Below are 18967 nucleotides of genomic sequence, written 5' to 3' on the forward strand. Positions count from 1 at the left end.
GCCACGGCGGAGTTCAGGCCACCTCGTTGATGGTGATCGCGGCATTCACGAGAGCCAGGTGGCTTAGGCCCTGTGGCAGATTCCCCAGAAACGCGCCATCGCCCGGCTCGATCATCTCGGCGAGGATACCGACGTCGTTGCTGAGCTCGACCAGCTCATCCATCATGGCGACCGCTTCATCGCGGCGCCCGACGCAGGCCAGCGATGCGGCCATCCAGAAGGAGCACGCGACGAAGGCGCCCTCCTCGGCATCGACCCCGGTGTACCGGTAGAGCAGGTGCCCTCGACCGAGCCGTGCCCTCAGCGCGTCGATAGTGGTCGACATCCGCTCGCCGCGGTCGAAGCCACTCGGCGCATGAAGCAGCACTGACGCGTCGAGAGACTCCGCACCAGGCCACGCCACGTACGACTGCATCGCCTCAGACCAGCAGTTCTCGGCGACCCACTGCACGATCACGTCCCGCTCGATACGCCAGTGTTCTGAAGAGCCCGGGATCTGCCCGAGTTCATGGAGTTCGATCGCGCTGTCGAGAGCCTGCCAGCATCCCATCGCCGAGGAGGTGTAACGCTGCAGCTCCGGGAGCTCCCACATGCCCGAGTCTGGCTGCTGCCAGATGTCGCAGACACGGTCGGCAACGGATGCCAGCATCCTGCCCGTCGCGACATCGAGCACGTTGCCCGCACGCACGTAGTTGAGCATCAGCGAGAGGAGGTCGCCGAAGATGCCGTGCTGCGACTGCTCGCCGGCCGGATTACCTTCGACGACGGGACCAATCCCCCGCCATCCCGGCACGCTCAGCCTGGTCGTGCCCGCGGGAAGATCGCCAGCCAGCGTGTAGAAGATGTCGAGTTCGGATTCGCCGCCATGAGCCCGGATGGTGCGCATGAGCCAGGCGACCGCTGCCTGGGTCTCCTCGCGCAGGCCGAACCTCGTGAGGGCGTGCACCGTGTACGCGAGGTCGCGAATCCACGCGAATCGGTAGTCCCAGTTCTTATTGCCGTCGATGTTCTCTGGAACGGATGTCGTGGCCGCGGCCGCGATCGACCCGGTCGGCGCGTAGATCAGCAGCTTGAGTGCGAGCGCGCTGCGCTGCACGTCGGCCGCCCACGGCCCGTCGTAACCGAAGTCTCGCGACCATTCCTGCCAGCCGTGGATCGTGCGGTCGAGCGCTACATCCGTCAGCTCGGGACTCGGCACGTGCAGCGGTTCATCGGCCGCACCCGCGACGACCAGCAGGTGGCGCGACTTCGGCGCAGTCGTGAAGCTACCCACAACCGCTCGACTGCCGCCTCCCCTCGGTCCATGGTCGATTCCGCGCACCGCCATCGTGACGCCGCCCACCCTCAGGATCTTGCCGTGCGTCGTGGTGTCGACCCACGGGGTGGCTGTGGCCAGCGCCGTGCCGGGCGCCACCCTCCATCGGAACGTGACGGCGCCCTTGACCCCGTCGATGCGCCTTGCAAGCTCTACCCACGGCAGGCGCCCGGCAAACCCGGTGATGAGAGCATCGGTGACGATAGCGACTCCGGATTTCGTCGTGAACGTTGTCGTCAGCACATTGGTCGACTCGATGTATTCGCGAGTGACGATGAAATCGTCAGCGGGCGCGAGTTCGATCGATCCGCCGTGCTCAGCGTCGAGCAACCTCGCGAACACCGGGCGTGAGTCGATGCTCGGGATGGGCAGCCAGTCGATGCCTCCGTCGCAGGCGACCAGCGCGATGCTGCGGCCGTCACCGATCGCGGCATAGGAACGCAGATCGACGTAGCCATCGACGCGATCGGTACTCAACTGCTGCGATGACTTTCTCGGTGCGGCCATCTTTCGATCCTAAGTTGGGGGCCAATGCTTGCGCATGGGCTTGACGTCGCCGCTTACAGGCTGCCGGCCGCCCGCTCTGCAAAGACGACCACCTCGTCGTGGTCGCTGTCATAGACGAACTGCAGCGCCGGCGCTCCGGGAAACGCCGTCGTCAGCTCGTCGGGTAAACCCTCCCTCGTCATCACGAACTGGACGGTTGCGGGAAATCCGCCAGCTGAGCAGCCGTTGAAAGCCGGCCCAGAGAACGAGTTGGAATCCGGATCTGAGATGTCTGTATCCACATAGAGGATCAGGCAGTCGTCATCGGGCCCCGAAGCAAAAGCGCCGTACCGGGCGTGCACGATCCTGAGACCGTAGAAGAGCTGAAACCCCTCTGACGTGCTGAAAGTGCTGGTCCGGGGGCCGCTGAAGATGCTCGGCACCTCGTATTCGGGGGCCGCTGACAGGCGGGCAACCTGGTCGGCACCGGTTCGCAGCGGATCGGTTTGCACGCGCTCAACCAGGGTCGGCGACACGGCGACGATCGATCCGATGAACGCCACACCGAGCACGAGCAGGAGGGTGGAACGGCGGATTCTCCACGACTGTTCACGCCGACGGCGCGCCGGAGGTTCCGTGCCGTCCTCGATGGCGGTGACCAGCTTCGGAACCGGGCCAGAAGTCGGGTCAGAAGTCGGGTCAGAAACGCCCTCGACCACGGGCGGCTGCTGTTCACGCTCCTCGCCCTCCAGTTCACGAAGCCGTTCGAGCGCGTCAGGATCCAGATGGATATCTGCGTCCGGCCCGTAGGCCCTTATCCGCAAGGCCCGCAGCTCGTCGTCACTTCCTCGCGCCATACCCCGATCTTGTCACCGCGTCCGCTCGGGGTGGAAGGGTTCGGGGTTTCCCTGCTGGGTGTCATCCGATGACCCGTGAGATCGTTGGGTGCATGGATGGTGATCCTGGGCGGGGCCCCTGATCGGCACGCGACGCAGTCCTGCTCGTTGATCACCCGAACCGCTGTCGCAGTTCGGGTCGATCTGACCCGAGTCCAGCGCCGCCGCTCGACGCCCTTCGTCAGCCCAGCATCCTGTCGGCGGTCCGCAGCGAGAGTGCCATCTGCGTGAGGCACGGGTTCGCACTGAGCGCGCTGGGGAATGTGGAGTTGTCGCAGATCCAGAGGTTGGGGATGTCATGGCTGCGCCCGTCTGCATCCACGACGCCCTGAGCCGGGTCGGCGCTCATGCGGCAGGTACCGAGGGTGTGTGCGGTGCGGGCCAGCACCCGTGTCTCGAGCGCACCCGCCGCGTCGAGAATACGAGTCATGACTGCCGTCGCGTGCTCGTTGATCGCCTGCTCATTCGGGCCGGTTGTGACGGTGACGATCGCGCGCGGGACGCCCCATTCGTCTATCTCGTCGGCCAGCACGAGCCTGTTGTTCTCTGTGGGAAGGCATTCGCCGTTCATGCCGATGCCGGCAGTGAAGCGCCAGGCGTCGAGCTCATCCATCAGCTCGCTGCCCCAGAGCCCGCCTCCTCGTACGAGGCCGGTGGCGTAGGTCAGCGGCATCGCGCCGAGGCTTTGCAGGAGGTATCCGCCCGCGAAGTCGACGCTGTCGGGGCGCACGAAGTCTTCGCTGATGAGGCCGGAGGGATAGCCGCGATAGCTCCGCATCTGCTCGTCGAACCGGCCCCACACCTGCACGGCGCCATGGGCGAGGAAGTTGCTCCCCACCTGGCCACTCGAGTTGGCGAGCCCGGTGTTCAGCAGCAGGCGCGGAGTCTCGATGCCGCCGCCGGCGAGCACGAGGTTCGCGCAGCGCTGCCGGAACTCCCGGCCGTCGTGCCGGTATACGACCGCCGAAACTCGGCCGAGTATGTCTCGTTCGATGCCGTGCACCATGGAGTCGGGCCTGATCTCCGCCCCGGCCGCGACGGCCACGGGAAGATAGGTGTTCGCCGTGGTCGCCTTGGTACCGTAGCGCTCGCCCTGGTGAATAGTGCCGAGGTTCTGGCTGGCACGGCGCCGCCCGTGATGGGGCTGGTCGCGTTCGCGACTCAGGATGGCAGCCGGGGCATCAGTGGCCCGGATCCCGAGGCGCGCGCATCCGGCGGCCATGATGTCGGCTGAAGCATTGCGGTCGACGGGCGGTTCGAGATACTCCCGCTCCGGATCCCATGGATACGGGGTCGCGCCCGAGACGCCGATGGTGCGCTCGACGTCGATAATGTATCGGATCAGCTCGTCGTGGTCGACGGGCCAGTCTGCCCCGAGCCCGGACTCGGTGAAGAGGTTCATGTCGCGGGGGTCGGGTCGGGGCGTGAAGGCACCCCAGTGCAACGTTCCCCCGCCGACACCCCAGCCGCTGTTGTTGAGGCCGAACGCGGTCGGTGAGTCACCACCGCTGAGCCGCTCCGACATCCAGTTGATTCGCGGGGCTTCGACCTCGTCGTTGGTGAATTCGTCGGGGTCGAAGTTGGGCCCGGCCTCGAGGGCGACGACGCGGAGGCCACGTTCCGCGAGCCGCGCCAGCAGGGGGGCGCCGCCCGCGCCGGTTCCGATCACGACGAAGTCGACTACGTCGTCGTGCGCGTAGGTGCGCATGTCATGTAAGTTCACAAGTTGCTTTCCTTGATTAGCTGGTCGGAGCCCAGCTCTGCGGGCTCCCAGGAGTCGCGCGTGCCTGCGCCCAGGTTCACATAGCCGGCGGGCTTGGCGCCTGGGCCACTGGTCGCGAATCCGTCGTAGCCGACGCGGGCAAGCGATGCAGGATGCGCCAGCCAGGTGCGAGCCAGGTCGGTGCGCACATCGTCGAACCATCGCCGCAGCACATCACCGCTCCATGGCCCATCACCGTCGGACCTGCCGCCGTCGAATCTGCCACCATCGAACTCAGCGCCGTCTAACTTGCCGGCATCGAACTCGCCGGCAAGGATCGTGCGGATGAGGTCGTCCTGCTGCGCCCGACCGCCAGGCCAGACGGATGCCACGGTGTCGAGCCCGCGCCGGTAGGCGGTTGCATCATCCGGAAGCTCCGCGGGCCGCCACCCATCACCGCGGCCCGTCGCCAGGTCGGCGTCGATGCGCGCGGCAAGGTCGATGCGTCGATCTCCGGATTGAGGCACCAGCCGGTCTGCAAGCGTGCGAAGTGTCGCGAGCTGCTCCGGCGACAGTGTCGTCGGCGAGTAGTTGGCGTCGTCGGCTATTGCGCGCTGTGCCAGGAGGGCGCGCGCCTCGACTGCGGTGCGGCTGGAGGCGATCATGCGACTCCACTCGGGAGCGACCGCTGGGGCTGCCGACGCCGTCGATTCCCAGAAATGCACGATCTCCGCAGCGACCTCGGGTGCGCGCTCGTAGGCAAGCAGGTGACCCGTCGCCGCGAACGACACGAAGCGTGCCCGCGGGTACACGGCGCTGAGGAGGCCCGGCTGTACCGAAGCCCCGAGATCGTCGTCATCCTCACCCGCCAGCACGATGACAGGAAGGTCGATCACACCGACGGCGGCCGAGACATCCTCCCGGCTGCCCTCGCTGATCCATCGCTGCCAGGCGAGCGGCGACATCCGTCGAACCAGGGCGACGGCATCCTGTTCCAGGTTTACTGCCAGTGGTGTGGCCACGTTCTGCGCCACGTACTCGCGCGCGTCGATCTCCGATAACGCGCCGTCTTCCGCCCAGGAGAGCATGAGGGCACGCTTCTCGTCGCCCATGGGCTCGGGCGTTGGCGGGGATGGCGCGAGCAGGACGGCGCCGGTGAGGCCGAAGACGTTCGCGTGGCCGCTCAACGTGCGTGCGGCCACGAGTGCCGCGGCCTTGCCACCCATGCTGTGGGCTGCGAGCAGCCATGGCCCGCCATCGGCTTCGGCCTCGATCACCGCGAGCGCGGCATCGGCGAGGGCATTCACCGAGCCGTCCGCGGCATCCGGAGCTTCACCGTGCCCCGGCAGATCGATGCCGATAACGCGGAATCGGTCACCGAGAGCCGCGGCCAGCGGTGCCGCCGATGCGCCACCGAAACCGAGGCCGTGGAGAAAGAAGACCGTGCAGTCGTGCCGGGTCACGGGGTGACCATGCCGCCGTTGACGTTGAGGGTCGCGCCAGAGACATAGCTCGATTCGGCGGAAGCGAGGAAGACATAGGCGGGGGCGAGCTCCGCTGGCTGCCCGGAACGGCGGTAGGCGCTCTCGTCGTCGAACGCCTCCATCTGCTCATCTGACACGCCGCCCGAAACCTGCAGCGCAGTCCACACGGGGCCGGGTGCGACCACATTGACCCGGATACCCCGGGGCGCCAACTGCAGCGCGAGCCCCTTGGACAGGTTGTTGATCGCCGCTTTCGTCGCGGCGTAATCGAGGCGATCCGGTGCAGGCTTATAGGCCTCCAACGACGCCGTGTTGATGATGCTGGCACCCTCCGGCAGGTGAGCGAGGGCAGACTTCGTGATCCAGAAATTCGCGAACACGTTCGTTCGGAACGTCAGCTCGAACTGCTCGTCAGTCAGATCTTCGATGCGATCGACGGCGACCTGTTTGCCGGCATTATTGACGAGGATGTCGAGACCACCGAGCACGCGCACGGTTTCATCGACGATCTCGCGACACCGGGCCGGGTCAGTGATGTCCGCGGCAATCGAGTGACCCTTCGTTCCCGCCTCCTCGATGAGGCCCAGGATACGCTCGGCGTCCTGCTGCTCAGCGGGCAGGTGCACGATGACCACATCAGCCCCTTCGCGGGCGAACGCGATCGCCACGGCACCGCCGATGCCGGAGTCGCCGCCCGTGATGAGCGCCTTGCGTCCGGTGAGCCGCCCAGTGCCGCGGTAGGTCGATTCCCCGAGGTCGGGCACCGGCGTCATCTGCGCCTGCACCCCCGGGACGGGCTGATGCTGCACGGGCGGCTCGACGCGCCCATAGCGCTTCACAGGATTTCCGAAGGTGTACTGGTCAGGCATCGTCATAGCTCCTTATTAGGTTGTTCGTTGCATCTCCGGCACGAGGTCTTCGCGCAGGTGGCGGGCGTATCCGCCGGGGGTCCTGCCGACCGCACGGCCGGAGGTGACGACCTCACATGTGGCGCAGGCCACAGCGCGGCCCACGTGCCTGAGCTTCGCGACGAGTTCCACATCCTCGTGCTCGGGCACCGCGTCGTAACCGCCAGATTTGAGGTAGATGGATGCTCGAATTCCGAGGTTCGCACCGTGCACGTGGCCGTTGGCCTCGCCGGGAAGGTGGCTCGCCCGCCACGCGCGAACCTGCTCGTCAGTGAGGTCGTAAAACTCCGGACGAACAGTGCCGATCATCACGTCTGTCCCGGAATCCGCGAGCCGCACCTGCTCGACAAGCCAGTTCGGCGGCACGACGGAGTCGGCGTCGGTGTTTGCCATCCATACCCGTGCGGGATCGGCGGTGATCAGCGACAGCGCGGCCCTGGCCGCCGAAGCTCGAGCGGTTCCGACGTTCGATGAGTCGATCTCGACCACGAGCACGCCGGGGTAGCCACGGGCGACGTGGGCCGTGGCATCCAGGCATCCATCGGCAACGACCACGACCCGCACCGGTATCTCGACGAGGTCGCGAGCCACCAGAACGGACTCGAGGCACCGGCCGATCAGTACTTCTTCATCTCTCGCGGGGATCATCACCACGAGTTCGGCGATCGCTTTCACAGCAGCCTCGTCCGTCGCGCGACGGACCGGGCATCCCGGCTGAAGACCTCGAGCACGAAGTCCTCCTCCTCGTGCCGCACGAGCCGGTGGAGGCCGAGCCCGGCGATCGCCTCGTGAACGGCATCACCGCTCAGCGGAACATCGGAGACGGGATGGCGCCAGTGGCAGGCGACGAGCGTGCCCTGCTCGGGCAGCGCGGCCACAATCGACGCGAGCACGGCGGCGAGTCCCGCGGCGCCGAAATAGTATCCGACCTCGGACAGCACGACGAGGTCGAATTCTCCTTCGGGAAAGTCAGTCGTGACATCCCGAACTTCGATAATCGCCCGATCGCCGACCCGCTCCCGGGCGCGCTGCACCGCCGTGGCCGAGACGTCGACGGAGAGCAGGCTGGTCGCGCGGTCGGCGAGAGCCTCCGTTGTCACGCCGATGGATGGCCCGATCTCGAGCACCCTTTCGTACGACTCCTGCGGCAGCGACGCAAGCAGGATCGCGCGCTTGCGCGACTCGTACCAGCGGGTCGCCAACCCCCACGGGTCGTCGTGGCGTTCATAGGTGGCGTCGAAATACTCGGCTCCGAGCGCGCGATCCCCGGTCACGAAGAACTCCCTGTCACGAAGAACTCTCTGTCGCCGGTGAAGTTCTCGAGAAAGTCGGCCCTGAGCACGGGGTGTTCACCGGTGGTCTGCGAGCTGTAGTGGTCGAGCGCGCGCTGCTTCGTGGCATCCACCGTGACGCTCACCATCCGGTGCCACGGCATGTCGACAGATTCGGGATGGCCCCAATGCCACAGCCAGACCGGATACTCGGCGAACCGCCGCCCCGCCGCCAGCTCGGCCGCGATCTCGCCGACGACCCGGTGGTCGCGATGGCCATCCCCGCGCCACGGCGCAACGACGAGAGCGGAGCGCGACGCCCGCGAGATGTGCTTGAGCAGCGCGGCGGTTATCTCGGCCCGATGCTCCCTGGTCGCACCGTCGGCGAATCCCAGCTCGACGACGTCAGCGCCGAGAATCACAGCGGCCGCCGCCAGTTCAGCCGACCGCGCAGTCGCGATTCCCTCGGCACCACTCGCGGCTCCATCGGTGACCACCACGATCGTGACCCGGATGCCGCGGCCAGAGCACAGCGCGATCAGCCCGCCAGCGCCCAGGGTTTCGTCATCGGGGTGGGCGGCCACGACCAGCAGCTCATCCACCCCGAGCAGGTCGAGCGGAGGGCGGTCGTCGAGGCGGGGATCTGCTCGCCAGGTCGCGGCGGAAGTTCCGGCGACGCCCGCGTCAAAGCTCACCATGGTGCCGGCGCCTCGGCGATCGCACGACCCAGCGACTCGTCGTCGCGTTCGGCGTGGTGTTGGCGGATGTACAACTGCAGGTCGGCGACGCGCTTTGCGTGCGCCTCGTCGAGTGCGAGCGGCGCCGGCCCGAGGGCGTGCCCGGCTCGCTCGATGATCTCCTCGCAGGATTTCGCGACCCGCGCCCGAACCCGTTTTGCCAGCAGCCGGCCGTCGGTCGACCGGTCACCCACCAGCTGGGTCGCCTCGAGTAGCGCTCGCCGGCAGGACTGCAGCAGGTCATCGATGGCGCCGAGGTGGGCGAGAAGGAATGGATCCCGCTCGGCCGCCGCCGTCGCCGCAGTCGCAGCGTGCACAGTGCGTCCAATTCCGACTGCCCCGCCGAACCAGCAGGCGGCGACCCCAATGCCGCCGAATGCGAAGCCCGGGCGCTCGAGGTACCAGCCGGGCCCACCGACGGGCATCGCCGGAACCCCGCTAAAGCTCACGGGCCCGCTCGGGATCTCACTGAGACCCCTCGCCATCCACGTCGCCGGTGCGACCCTGACCCCGGGGTGCTTCAGGTCGACGGCATACAACTGCTTTTGGCCCGTGCTCGTGCTGGCCGTGACGAGAGCCGAGTCGAGTCGATCGGCAAGAGAGCACCACGCTTTGGTGCCGGATAGCGTGACCGCGTCGCCGGTCGATGCCGTGAGCGGATCATCCCCACCCTCTGCCGCGAAGACCCCCCAGGTGCCGCCGCCGGGTTCCATCCCCGCCTGCGCGAGGATCCCCACAGCATCGAGGTGTGGCTCCACAGCTCGCACCACCCCGAGATCATCGGCGCCGAGTGTCGCGAATGCCTCCCAGAGATCCCGGGTGGATGCCTCGGCCGCAACGGGCCCGGACAGCCCCGGCCGGCGTGCAAGCGTCAGCCTGCGTGCAAGCCCCAGCCTGCGTGCAAGCCCCAGTGCAGCATCCACGCCCCCGGTCGTATCGACGTTGGCTGCATCGACGACGGCTGCCGCAGCGAGCGCCCCAGGAGCCTGGGGAACGGGAGACAACGACACGTACACGTATTCCAGCTTGGATGCCCCTGCGACAACCCACTAGGGGTTGCCGCGCGGGCGATCCGGGGCTAAGCGGGGAGACGGTCGTAACTCATCGACCGTAGTCTTGGCGTATGACGAGCGCGGTGATGACGATCGGCCTCCTCGCCGAGGTCTTCACCATCGTCGGCCTGGCGTCCGCTGCGTTCTGTTTCGCGATCCTCTTCATCATGACCTGCGCCCGTGGGCCCTGGCTGAAAACGCCGGCGGCCATCTCCGAAGGCCAGCTCAACTGGCTGTCTCCTGTTGGGCAGGTGCACTCCCGCGAGCTCACGGATTCGGAGCTCGCCATGGACCACGACCACGACAAGCTCGAGGTGTTCCACCGCAAGCGCAAGAGCGCTCACGCTTACTTCACCGCAAGCGCACCAGACGAGAAACTCCTACGCACGCTCGGCCTGATCTTCGCGGGCATCGGCGTGCTGGCCGTGGTCGCCTCGATCGCGGTTCTCTTCTTCGAGTAGAATCGGGGTATTCGCCCTCGAACTCCTGGAGTGTTTCGGTGCCCACCATTCTCGTTGAGGTCATGCCCAAGGCAGAGATCCTCGACCCACAGGGCAAGGCTGTCGCCGGCGCCCTCAGCAGGCTCGGCAAAGACAGGTACACCGCGGTTCGCATCGGCAAGCGATTCGAACTGACTGTCGATGGACCGGTGGATGACGCCATGCTCGCCGAGGTTCGCGGGATCGCCGAAGACATCCTCGCCAACACCGTCATCGAGGATGTCGTCAGCATCACGGTCACCGAATGAGGATCGGGGTCATCACCTTCCCCGGCTCCCTCGACGACCGGGACGCCCAGCGTGCCGTCCGCCTCGCCGGAGCCGAGCCGGTCGCACTCTGGCACGGTGACCACGACCTGGCCGGAGTCGACGCGATCGTGCTCCCCGGCGGTTTCAGCTACGGCGACTACCTGCGCGCAGGCGCCATCGCCAGCCACGCGCCGATCATGGCCGAGGTCATCGATGCAGCCAACGCCGGGATGCCCGTGCTCGGCATCTGCAACGGATTCCAGATGCTGGCCGAGGCCCGCCTGCTGCCGGGAGCCCACACACGCAATGCGCACCAGCAGTTCATACGCCGCGACCAAAAGCTGAGCGTCGAGAACGCCGACACCGCGTGGACCAACCAGTTCGAGACCGGCGCCGAGATCATCATCCCGCTCAAGAACGCCGACGGTCGCTTCGTCGCAGACGACGAGACGATCCGGCGCATCGAGGGCAACGGCCAAGTGGTGTTCCGCTACGTCGACGTAAACCCCAACGGCTCGATGAACGACATCGCGGGGGTGTCGAACGAGCGTGGAAACGTGGTCGGGCTGATGCCGCATCCTGAGCATGCCACCGAGCCCGGCTTCGGCCCCGACATGACGGATGCGATGCGGTCGGGCACCGATGGGCTCGCCTTCTTCACGAGCGCGATCGCGGCACTGACCCGGGCGTAACAATGGTGACACCCCGGTCGCTATGCGGCGCCCTCGCGATTGCCGAGGCCATCACCTGGACGCTGCTGATCACCGGGCTCATCCTGCGGGCGACCGCCGGGCTCGATGTCGCGGTGTCGGTCGGTGGCGGAATCCACGGTTTCGTATTTCTCGCCTACGGCGCAACAGCGGTGCTGCTCGCCGTCAACCAGCGTTGGAGCCTGGGCGTCTCGCTGCTCGCGATCGGTAGCGCGGTCATCCCGTTCGCGACGATCCCCGTCGAGCTGTGGCTTGCGCGCACCGGACGCCTCGACGGTGGATGGCGGGTCGACGCGACCCACGATCCCCGTGACCGGTCGTGGATCAACCGCGCACTGCGCGCGTTTCTGCAGCGACCACGACGGCTGGTCGGGCTCATCATCGTCGCGGTCATCGTTCTGTTCATCGTGCTTCTGTCGTTGGGGCCGCCGCAACTCGACCAGGCCGCACATCACCCGCTGATGGGCACCGGTGCCCATCGTGAGCCCGCTGTCACGCCCCCTATTGTCGACTCGACCTATCAACTCGACAACAGTTGAATTGTCGTCTCGTTAGCCCATTCCTCCGCGGTGCCTGACATGACCGAACGCCGGCCCGATGCCGACCAAGCATGATGCGGCCACGCTCGCGGCCGCTCTGGATGGCGACGCCGCGCAACTCCGCTTCGACAGCGTCACGCTGCAGGCGTTCATCCGGTCCCTTCTCCCTGCCGATGCCGATGCCGATGCCGATGCCGATGCCGATCATGCTGACCGTTTTCAGCCCGCGCGACCTGCGGATGACTCCCGCCACGGGTACGTCCCCGAACGCGATCATGCAGATGCTGCGGCTCAGACTCACCCAGCTGGAGGTCGAGGGCATCGACAACGCGGCCGAGTTGTCGATCGAGGGATCCGAGATACTGCGCATTCGTCGCGAGCAGGTCGAGCCGATGCATCCTGACGCGCCAGGCCACCTCATCACCAACCTCGTGGTCGACTACTGGTATTCGGTGCCCGACAGCAAACAGGTCGTCCTGGCGAACTTCTCGACGCCCCTGGCCGACATCCCCGAAATCATGGTGTCGTTCTTCGACGCGACAGTGCTCGCGTCGTCATTCGCGCGCTGATGACCGAGGTGCGCCGCTAAGGCGACACCAGGAAGAACGGGAACACCCCGTCATTGCGTGCGTGCACGATGACCAGGAAGACCACCGCATCCAGCAGAAGATGCACGGTCAGCACATAGGGCAGGGATTTGGTCTGCGAAAAAATCCAGCCCTGCAGCAGCGCGAAGGGGATCATCAGCAGCGGACCCCACGCCTGGTAGCCGAGCTCCCAGAGGAACGACACGAAGATCACCATCTGCAGCAGGTTCGACTGCCACACCGGGAAATGACGCTTGAACAAGACGAAGACGGTGAGGATGAAGAACAGTTCATCCCAGGTTCCGACCGCGTTCACGCCAACGAAAAGGCGGCCGATCTCGTCGGCCGTGACCGTGTTCGGCCAGTTCAGGTAGACGCCGGAGGTGATGAAGTAGAAAGGCAGGATGAGCCAGCCCAGGACCAGCACGAGAGCGATGTAGCCCCACTGCACCCTGCTCCACGGCCATCCGCCGCGCCAGGGAAAACGGATCAGGCGATCCCGGAACACGAATCGCGAGATCAGGTACGGAACGGTCACAGCGGCCCCGAGCACGACTCCGGTGAGGAAGAAGTTGCCCCAGCTGATGTCGGCCTTCACCGAGATGGTCGAGACGATCACCATCCCGATGGCGATCAGCAGCAGGTCACGGAACAGTCCGTCGGAGCGGCTGGACCGGTCGAACAGCCACGCGATGACGAGCGCCGTGACGAGCATGCCGTATCCCGTGAGAGTCACGGCCAGCGACGTTCCTCTCAGCGCGAAGAGCAGCACTGCCGAGCTGCTGAGCAGCGTCGCAGGGATGAGCCCCCAGCTCAGGGCGGGGCGGACTGTCGTGTCTGGGCTGGTGGCGGCGGGCACACCCCGATTCTGTCACGGAGCCCTCGCGGGCGCCCGGACTTCTCCGCCGCTCACCGCGCGCCACCCGTCACCCGTCACCCGCCACCCGCCGCCCGTTACCTGTTACCCGTTACCAAATGAAGGAGATTCCGCCGCTGGACGCAGATCCGCCGCTAAAACGTGCCCCAGAAGGCGAAATCTCCTTCATTTGGCAATGAGAGCGGGAGAGAGCGGGAGCGCGCGGGGCGCGAGGAGCGGGAGAGCGCGGGGCGCGGGGGCGGGGGGCCGGGGCCCACCGCCGGAGGGCCTGCTCAGGGCCTCGCGGTCGGGGTGGGCATGGTGATGGCGCCGGTGAAGTCGTTTCCGCGCGCCTCGGCCTCCGGCGTTCCACTGAAGAATCCCGACTTGGCTGCGGTGTCTGACGAAGCTTTCGTGCGCGGCTTCTTCTCCTGCGCCTGCTCCCGCTCCACCTCCTGCTCCACCATGATCACGCGGTTGCGCGGCAGTCCTGCCGGGCTCGACTTCTGCAGCCAGTCGACGAGCTTCTCACGCACGAGGCACCGCAGATCCCAGAGCCGGCCGGCATCAGACGCGCTGACCAGAACACGCACGCTCACGAATCCGCCCGTGGCATCCGTCACCTGCACGTTCGCGACGCGACCGTCGAACAGGTCGGTCTCGGCCAGCACCACGTCGAGCTGGGTGCGCAGGTGGCCCGGGTTCACGCGCCAGTCGAGGTCGAACAGGATCGCACCGGTCAGGGCACTACCCTGGCGGGTCCAGTTCTCGAACGGTGTCGTCGTGAAATAGGTGGATGGCAGCACAACGTGCCGCTCATCCCAGGTGCGCAGCACCACATAGGTGAGGGTGATCTCCTCGATGCGACCCCATTCACCGTTCGCCACGACGACGTCATCCACCCGGATCGCGTCACTGAAGGCGAGCTGCATGCCCGCGAACACGGCGGCGAGGGTCGACTGGGCAGCGAGACCGGCGACGATAGTCGCGACCCCGGCCGACGCCAGCAGGCTCGCACCGACGGTCTGCACTTCAGGGAAGGTCAACAGGATCAAGCCGACCGCAAGAAGCACGATGATCGCCAGACCGAGTCGTCTCAGGATCATCACCTGCGTGCGCACGCGACGCGCGACGCGGTTGTCTGGCACATCGATGGGATACCGCGTCAGCGCGCGGTCGATAAGCAGCCCCATGACACCGGCCAGCAGCCAGGCTCCAGCGGCGATCGCAAGGATGCGGAACCCCTGGTCGATGAACGGTCGCCAGTCCATAGCAGGCAGGGTCAGCGAGACTGCGATCCAGATGCCGACAATCGCCAGCATGATGCGCGTTCGCCGCCGCACCCCGCCGAGGGACTCGTGCAGCCCCGGGTAGCGACGCGACGCGGCCCGCACCGCCACCGCCACAACGCCGACGATGACGAGAACGACGACAATGGCGATGATTACGGCGAAGCCGAGACCGATCCACGACTGCCATGAGAACTGTTCGAACATGAGACCTCCTGTCACGACCAAACTTTCAGCGTACGACACAGCTCTGGGCGCCCGATGGGAGCGCGCAGGCACAGCCGCCGATCGAAGTGTCCCACGCCGGTAGAATCGGGATGCATCCTGTCGACGACCCCTGGAGCTTTGTGACCACCTCGCAGTCTCGATCAAGCACATCTCTTCCCGATACAGTGACGAACGCCGCGGCCACCCCCGAAAAAATTCAGCCGTATGCCGCACTCGGGCTCAAGCAAGACGAGTACCTGAAGATCCGCGAGATTCTCGGCCGGCGACCCACGAGCGGAGAACTCGCCATGTACTCGGTGATGTGGAGCGAACACTGCTCCTACAAGAGCAGCAAGAACTACCTTCGACAGTTCGGCCAGAAGGTCAGCCCGAAGATGAAGAAGAACCTCATGGTCGGCATGGGCGAGAATGCCGGTGTCGTGGATGTCGGTGAAGGCTGGGCTGTCACCTTCAAGATCGAGAGCCACAACCACCCCAGCTTCATCGAGCCGTTCCAGGGCGCAGCGACGGGTGTTGGCGGCATCGTCCGCGACATCATCTCCATGGGCGCCAGGCCAGTCGCCGTGATGGATGCCCTGCGCTTCGGCCACATCGACGACCCCGATACCGCCCGCATCGTGCACGGCGTCGTCTCGGGCATTTCGTTCTACGCGAACTGCCTCGGCCTGCCGAACATCGGTGGAGAGACCTACTTCGACTCCGTCTACCAGGCCAACCCTCTCGTCAACGCCCTCGCCGTGGGTGTGCTGCGCCACGAGGACCTGCACCTGGCGAACGCCCGCGGCGTCGGCAACAAGGTGGTGCTGTTCGGTGCCCGCACCGGCGGAGATGGCATCGGCGGGGCATCCATTCTCGCGTCAGACAGCTTCAGTGCTGGCGGTCCGACCAAGCGGCCGGCGGTGCAGGTCGGCGACCCCTTCGCCGAGAAGGTGCTCATCGAGTGCTGCCTCGAGCTCTTCAAGCTCGGGCTCGTAGAGGGAATCCAGGATCTGGGCGCCGCCGGAATCTCGTGCGCGACGAGCGAGCTCGCCTCCAACGGCGACGGTGGCATGTTCATCGACCTCGAGCAGGTGCTGCTGCGCGACCCGACGCTGACCGCCGAAGAGATCCTGATGTCGGAGAGCCAGGAGCGCATGATGGCGATCGTGACGCCCGAGAAGCTCGACGACTTCCTGGCAGTCGTGGCGAAATGGGATGTCGAGACGAGCGTGCTCGGCGAGGTCACCGACACCGGTCGACTCATCATCAACTGGCGAGGCGAAGAGATCGTCAACGTCGAGCCGCGCACCGTCGCCGTCGACGGTCCCGTCTACGACCGGCCCGTCGCTTATCCGACCTGGATCGACGCGCTACAGGCAGACACCACCGCCTCACTGCCCCGCTCCGCCGACCTCCGCACCGACATGCTCGCGCTGCTCGGCTCCGCCAACCTCAGCGACAAGAGCTGGATCACCAACCAATACGACAAGTACGTGCTCGGCAACACCGCGCTCAGCTTCCCCGACGACGGCGGAATGGTGCGCATCGACGAGGAATCCGGTCTCGGATTCGCCGTCGCTACCGACGCCAACGGTCGGTACAGCCAGCTCGACCCCTACCGCGGAGCCCAGCTCGCCCTCGCAGAGGCGTTCCGCAACGTGGCGGCGACCGGAGCGACACCGGTCGCGGTCAGCGACTGCCTGAACTTCGGCTCGCCCGAGAACCCGGAGGTGATGTGGCAGTTCAGCAAGACTGTCGAAGCCCTCTCTGATGGATGCCTCGAACTCGAGATCCCGGTCACCGGCGGCAACGTGTCGTTCTACAACCAGACGGGTGACCAGCCCATCCACCCGACACCGGTCATCGCCGTACTCGGAACCATCGCCAACGTCGGCCGCCGCATCCCCTCCGGATGGCAGGACGAGGGCAACAACATCTACCTGCTCGGCATCACCCGCAACGAGCTCGACGGCTCCGCCTGGGCCGGCACCGTGCACGATCACCTCGGCGGCATGCCGCCCATCGTCGACCTCGGCGGCGAGATGAAACTTGCGGCGCTGATCGCAGCCGGCGGGGAGCAGAGCCTCGTGGCATCCGCTCACGACCTTGCCGACGGTGGCCTCAGCCAGGCACTTGCCGAGGCCGTCATGCGCTTCGGCGTGGGCGCGCGCGTCTGGATCACCGAGATCATGGGCCGCGACAGCGTGGATGCCACGGCCGCCCTGTTCAGCGAATCGACGGGCCGCATGCTCGTGAGTGTGCCGCGTGAAGACGATGTTCGCTTTCAGGGGCTGTGCGAGGGGCGCAAGTATCCGTTCCTGCGCATCGGCGTCACCGAGAACAGCGGCGAGCTCGAGGTGCAGGATGAGTTCACGATCTCCATCGACGAGCTGCGCAGCGTGCACCGCGCGACCATGGCGAACCGGTTCGGGGCGGTCATCGGGCAGTAGCTCAACCCAGCAAGCGCAGGCAGCACTCGTGTTCGCCAGCACTCGTCTGCGCCAGCATTCGTCTGCGCTAGAACTCGTCGAGCAGGCCCAGCCTGTCGGCGAGGTAGATGTCGAGACGGCGCGGCGGATCCGTGGCGTGCCACCGCACCATGACGATCCCATCCTGCAGTGACAGGATGCCGCTGCCGCCCGCGAGGGCAACGGCACTGAGGTCGACCGGGCTGTAGTCGAAGTTCACCACCTCACCCTCGGGAAACTTCCCCCGTGCGGCGGCCCGGCGGTCGTCACGACGGGCCTCGGCCTCGGCGGACCTGTTCGTGACCGCGCGGAGCGGCACAATCGCGCGGGTGACGCTGCCGGTCTCGTAGAGCCGGGCATCCCGATCGATCAGCAGCACCCCCAGCCGCCAGGCCCGACCGGCGTTCACCATCTTCGTGGAGGTGGAGATCGGCCCGAGGCCGCGGCCGGCCTTCACCGTGCCGAGCGCTTCGTCGTGGGTGCCGCGCGCCTCGAGGTCAGCCACCGTGCGCTGCAGCAGCGCGGCGAGCACTGCGGCCGCCCCGGCCCCGGGATTCTCGTCAGGCTGATCCATCCCCCCAGTCTGCCCGGTCTGCGATGCGGTCTCCCCCAGTGCCAGTGATCTGCCCCAGCGCCATTGTTCTGCCCCGAGGCGCCAGTGAGGTGACGCAAACTGCTGTGTACCGCGCCGCATTACCGCTGTTCGCGTCACCTCGGTGGTATGCAGCAGAAGCTGGGGAGGGATCATCCCGTGCATCCCTGACAGCGCGCATACTCTCCGGATGTCCCGGCCGCCGTCACCGCTCCCCCATGACCTGACGGGCCGGGTGTTCACGACGGCGGAGGCTCACGAGCACAGGGTGACCGCGTCCCGGCTGCGCGGCTCGGACCTGCGCCATCCGTTCCATGGGGTGCACACCCTGCGTGCGCCCGTCTCCATCGTGGATCTCGCGCGCGCATACGCCGCACGGATGCCTCAGCACGAAATGTTTTCGCACACGACGGCGGCGAGCATCCATCGCCTGAGAATGCCGGAGAATTTCGCGGAACTGTCTCTCTACGTGGCTGCACTCGCGTCGCACCGTGCACCCAGGTCGCACGGCATCGTGGGGCACAAGAGCACCGTCACCCCAGCGACGGTGGACGGGCTTCGGGTCGCATCACCGATCGACACGTGGGTGCAGTGCGCCAGCATCCTGCCCCTCGACGACCTGGTCGTCATGGGCGATGGCCTGCTGAAGCGACACAGCCCGACCGCGACCATCGACAGGCTCGAGGGACATGTCGACTCGTTGCGCGGCGTGCGTGGGCTCAGGCTGTTGCGGTTGGCGCTGCGGGAGATGCGCCCGCGCACGGATTCACCGCGGGAGACGGTGCTGCGGCTGCTCATCGTGCGTGCGGGATTCCCCGAGCCCGAGGTCAATGGCCGCATCCACAATGAGTATGGCGCCCTGATCGCTCACGGCGACCTCGTGTTCCGCAGGCAGAAGGTCGTGCTCGAATACGACGGTGGCGGTCATCGGGGGAAGCGCCAGTACTTTCGCGACATCTACCGTCTCGACGACATCATGGAGGAGCAGTGGCGGGTCATCCGCGTCGACAACGACCTGCTGAACCGACCGGCCACCCTCTTCTCGAAGCTGCGTCGCGCTCTCGAGCCCTGACTCCGGATACCGCAGCGCGCCGGATGCACCGGATGCACCGAGGTGACC

Annotated in this window: 19 protein-coding genes; 7 read left to right on the top strand and 12 right to left on the bottom strand. The window is 66.5% G+C overall.

The annotated features are described in order from the left end of the window. Positions 1-13: 13 nt before the first annotated feature. From IEW81_RS06465 to IEW81_RS06505, 9 genes are all read right to left on the bottom strand, one after another. Positions 14-1822: a glycoside hydrolase family 15 protein gene (locus tag IEW81_RS06465; RefSeq protein WP_097059920.1), complete on the bottom strand. Its 1809-nt coding sequence runs from the start codon at positions 1820-1822 to the stop codon at positions 14-16. Between the two features lie 53 nt (positions 1823-1875). Beyond that, on the bottom strand, positions 1876-2658 hold the full coding sequence (locus IEW81_RS06470) for a hypothetical protein (RefSeq protein ID WP_097059919.1): 783 nt from the start codon (positions 2656-2658) through the stop codon (positions 1876-1878). Between the two features lie 220 nt (positions 2659-2878). Further along, positions 2879-4420: a GMC family oxidoreductase gene (locus IEW81_RS06475; protein ID WP_229671261.1), complete on the bottom strand. Its 1542-nt coding sequence runs from the start codon at positions 4418-4420 to the stop codon at positions 2879-2881. Then, the gene (locus tag IEW81_RS06480) at positions 4417-5862 is read right to left on the bottom strand and encodes an alpha/beta hydrolase (RefSeq protein ID WP_097059917.1); all 1446 of its coding nucleotides are present in this window, start codon (positions 5860-5862) and stop codon (positions 4417-4419) included. Before IEW81_RS06480 ends, IEW81_RS06475 begins: the two co-directional genes overlap by 4 nt. Beyond that, positions 5859-6752: an SDR family oxidoreductase gene (locus IEW81_RS06485; protein ID WP_097060374.1), complete on the bottom strand. Its 894-nt coding sequence runs from the start codon at positions 6750-6752 to the stop codon at positions 5859-5861. Before IEW81_RS06485 ends, IEW81_RS06480 begins: the two co-directional genes overlap by 4 nt. A gap of 15 nt (positions 6753-6767) precedes the next feature. Next, the gene (locus tag IEW81_RS06490) at positions 6768-7466 is read right to left on the bottom strand and encodes a glycosyltransferase family 2 protein (RefSeq protein ID WP_229671262.1); all 699 of its coding nucleotides are present in this window, start codon (positions 7464-7466) and stop codon (positions 6768-6770) included. Continuing rightward, complete coding sequence (locus tag IEW81_RS06495) at positions 7463-8065, bottom strand: SAM-dependent methyltransferase (RefSeq protein WP_097059916.1); 603 nt, start codon at positions 8063-8065, stop codon at positions 7463-7465. The genes IEW81_RS06490 and IEW81_RS06495 overlap by 4 nt, the downstream gene beginning before the upstream one ends. Further along, positions 8062-8760, bottom strand: coding sequence for a PIG-L deacetylase family protein (locus IEW81_RS06500; protein WP_097059915.1), 699 nt, complete (start codon positions 8758-8760; stop codon positions 8062-8064). Before IEW81_RS06500 ends, IEW81_RS06495 begins: the two co-directional genes overlap by 4 nt. Continuing rightward, complete coding sequence (locus tag IEW81_RS06505) at positions 8754-9809, bottom strand: acyl-CoA dehydrogenase family protein (RefSeq protein WP_097060372.1); 1056 nt, start codon at positions 9807-9809, stop codon at positions 8754-8756. Before IEW81_RS06505 ends, IEW81_RS06500 begins: the two co-directional genes overlap by 7 nt. 113 nt (positions 9810-9922) lie before the next feature. Here IEW81_RS06505 and IEW81_RS06510 point away from each other — a divergent pair, with 113 nt between their 5' ends. From IEW81_RS06510 to IEW81_RS06530, 5 genes are all read left to right on the top strand, one after another. Next, a complete protein-coding gene (locus IEW81_RS06510; protein WP_097059914.1) occupies positions 9923-10312 on the top strand; it encodes a hypothetical protein in 390 nt (129 codons plus the stop codon). A 38-nt stretch (positions 10313-10350) separates the two neighbouring features. Next, on the top strand, positions 10351-10599 hold the full coding sequence (gene purS / locus IEW81_RS06515; RefSeq protein ID WP_097059913.1) for a phosphoribosylformylglycinamidine synthase subunit PurS: 249 nt from the start codon (positions 10351-10353) through the stop codon (positions 10597-10599). Further along, on the top strand, positions 10596-11291 hold the full coding sequence (purQ, locus tag IEW81_RS06520) for a phosphoribosylformylglycinamidine synthase subunit PurQ (protein ID WP_097059912.1): 696 nt from the start codon (positions 10596-10598) through the stop codon (positions 11289-11291). Before purS ends, purQ begins: the two co-directional genes overlap by 4 nt. Before the next feature lie 2 nt (positions 11292-11293). Further along, entirely contained in the window at positions 11294-11848 is a 555-nt protein-coding gene (locus IEW81_RS06525; RefSeq protein WP_097059911.1) for a DUF3817 domain-containing protein, read from the top strand. A gap of 206 nt (positions 11849-12054) precedes the next feature. Further along, positions 12055-12417, top strand: coding sequence for a hypothetical protein (locus tag IEW81_RS06530; protein ID WP_143544629.1), 363 nt, complete (start codon positions 12055-12057; stop codon positions 12415-12417). A gap of 16 nt (positions 12418-12433) precedes the next feature. Here IEW81_RS06530 and IEW81_RS06535 read toward each other — a convergent pair whose 3' ends face one another. Both IEW81_RS06535 and IEW81_RS06540 read right to left on the bottom strand, forming a co-directional pair. Continuing rightward, the gene (locus IEW81_RS06535) at positions 12434-13294 is read right to left on the bottom strand and encodes a CPBP family glutamic-type intramembrane protease (protein ID WP_097059909.1); all 861 of its coding nucleotides are present in this window, start codon (positions 13292-13294) and stop codon (positions 12434-12436) included. A gap of 290 nt (positions 13295-13584) precedes the next feature. Next, positions 13585-14787, bottom strand: coding sequence for a mechanosensitive ion channel family protein (locus tag IEW81_RS06540; protein WP_097059908.1), 1203 nt, complete (start codon positions 14785-14787; stop codon positions 13585-13587). A 110-nt stretch (positions 14788-14897) separates the two neighbouring features. Between IEW81_RS06540 and purL the strand changes: the two genes are divergently transcribed. Beyond that, complete coding sequence (gene purL, locus IEW81_RS06545) at positions 14898-17237, top strand: phosphoribosylformylglycinamidine synthase subunit PurL (protein ID WP_097059907.1); 2340 nt, start codon at positions 14898-14900, stop codon at positions 17235-17237. Between the two features lie 67 nt (positions 17238-17304). Here the strand turns inward: purL and IEW81_RS06550 are convergent, their stop codons facing one another. Next, positions 17305-17829 carry a hypothetical protein gene (locus tag IEW81_RS06550; protein WP_097059906.1) on the bottom strand — a complete coding sequence of 175 codons (525 nt, stop codon included), beginning with the start codon at positions 17827-17829 and terminating at the stop codon, positions 17305-17307. Between the two features lie 208 nt (positions 17830-18037). Here IEW81_RS06550 and IEW81_RS06555 point away from each other — a divergent pair, with 208 nt between their 5' ends. Then, positions 18038-18919 (top strand): putative endonuclease domain-containing protein, encoded by an 882-nt coding sequence (locus IEW81_RS06555; protein ID WP_143544628.1) that lies wholly within the window; start codon positions 18038-18040, stop codon positions 18917-18919. Positions 18920-18967 lie beyond the last annotated feature (48 nt).

The organism is Salinibacterium xinjiangense, assembly GCF_014645015.1.
Taxonomy (GTDB): Bacteria; Actinomycetota; Actinomycetes; order Actinomycetales; family Microbacteriaceae; genus Rhodoglobus; species Rhodoglobus xinjiangensis.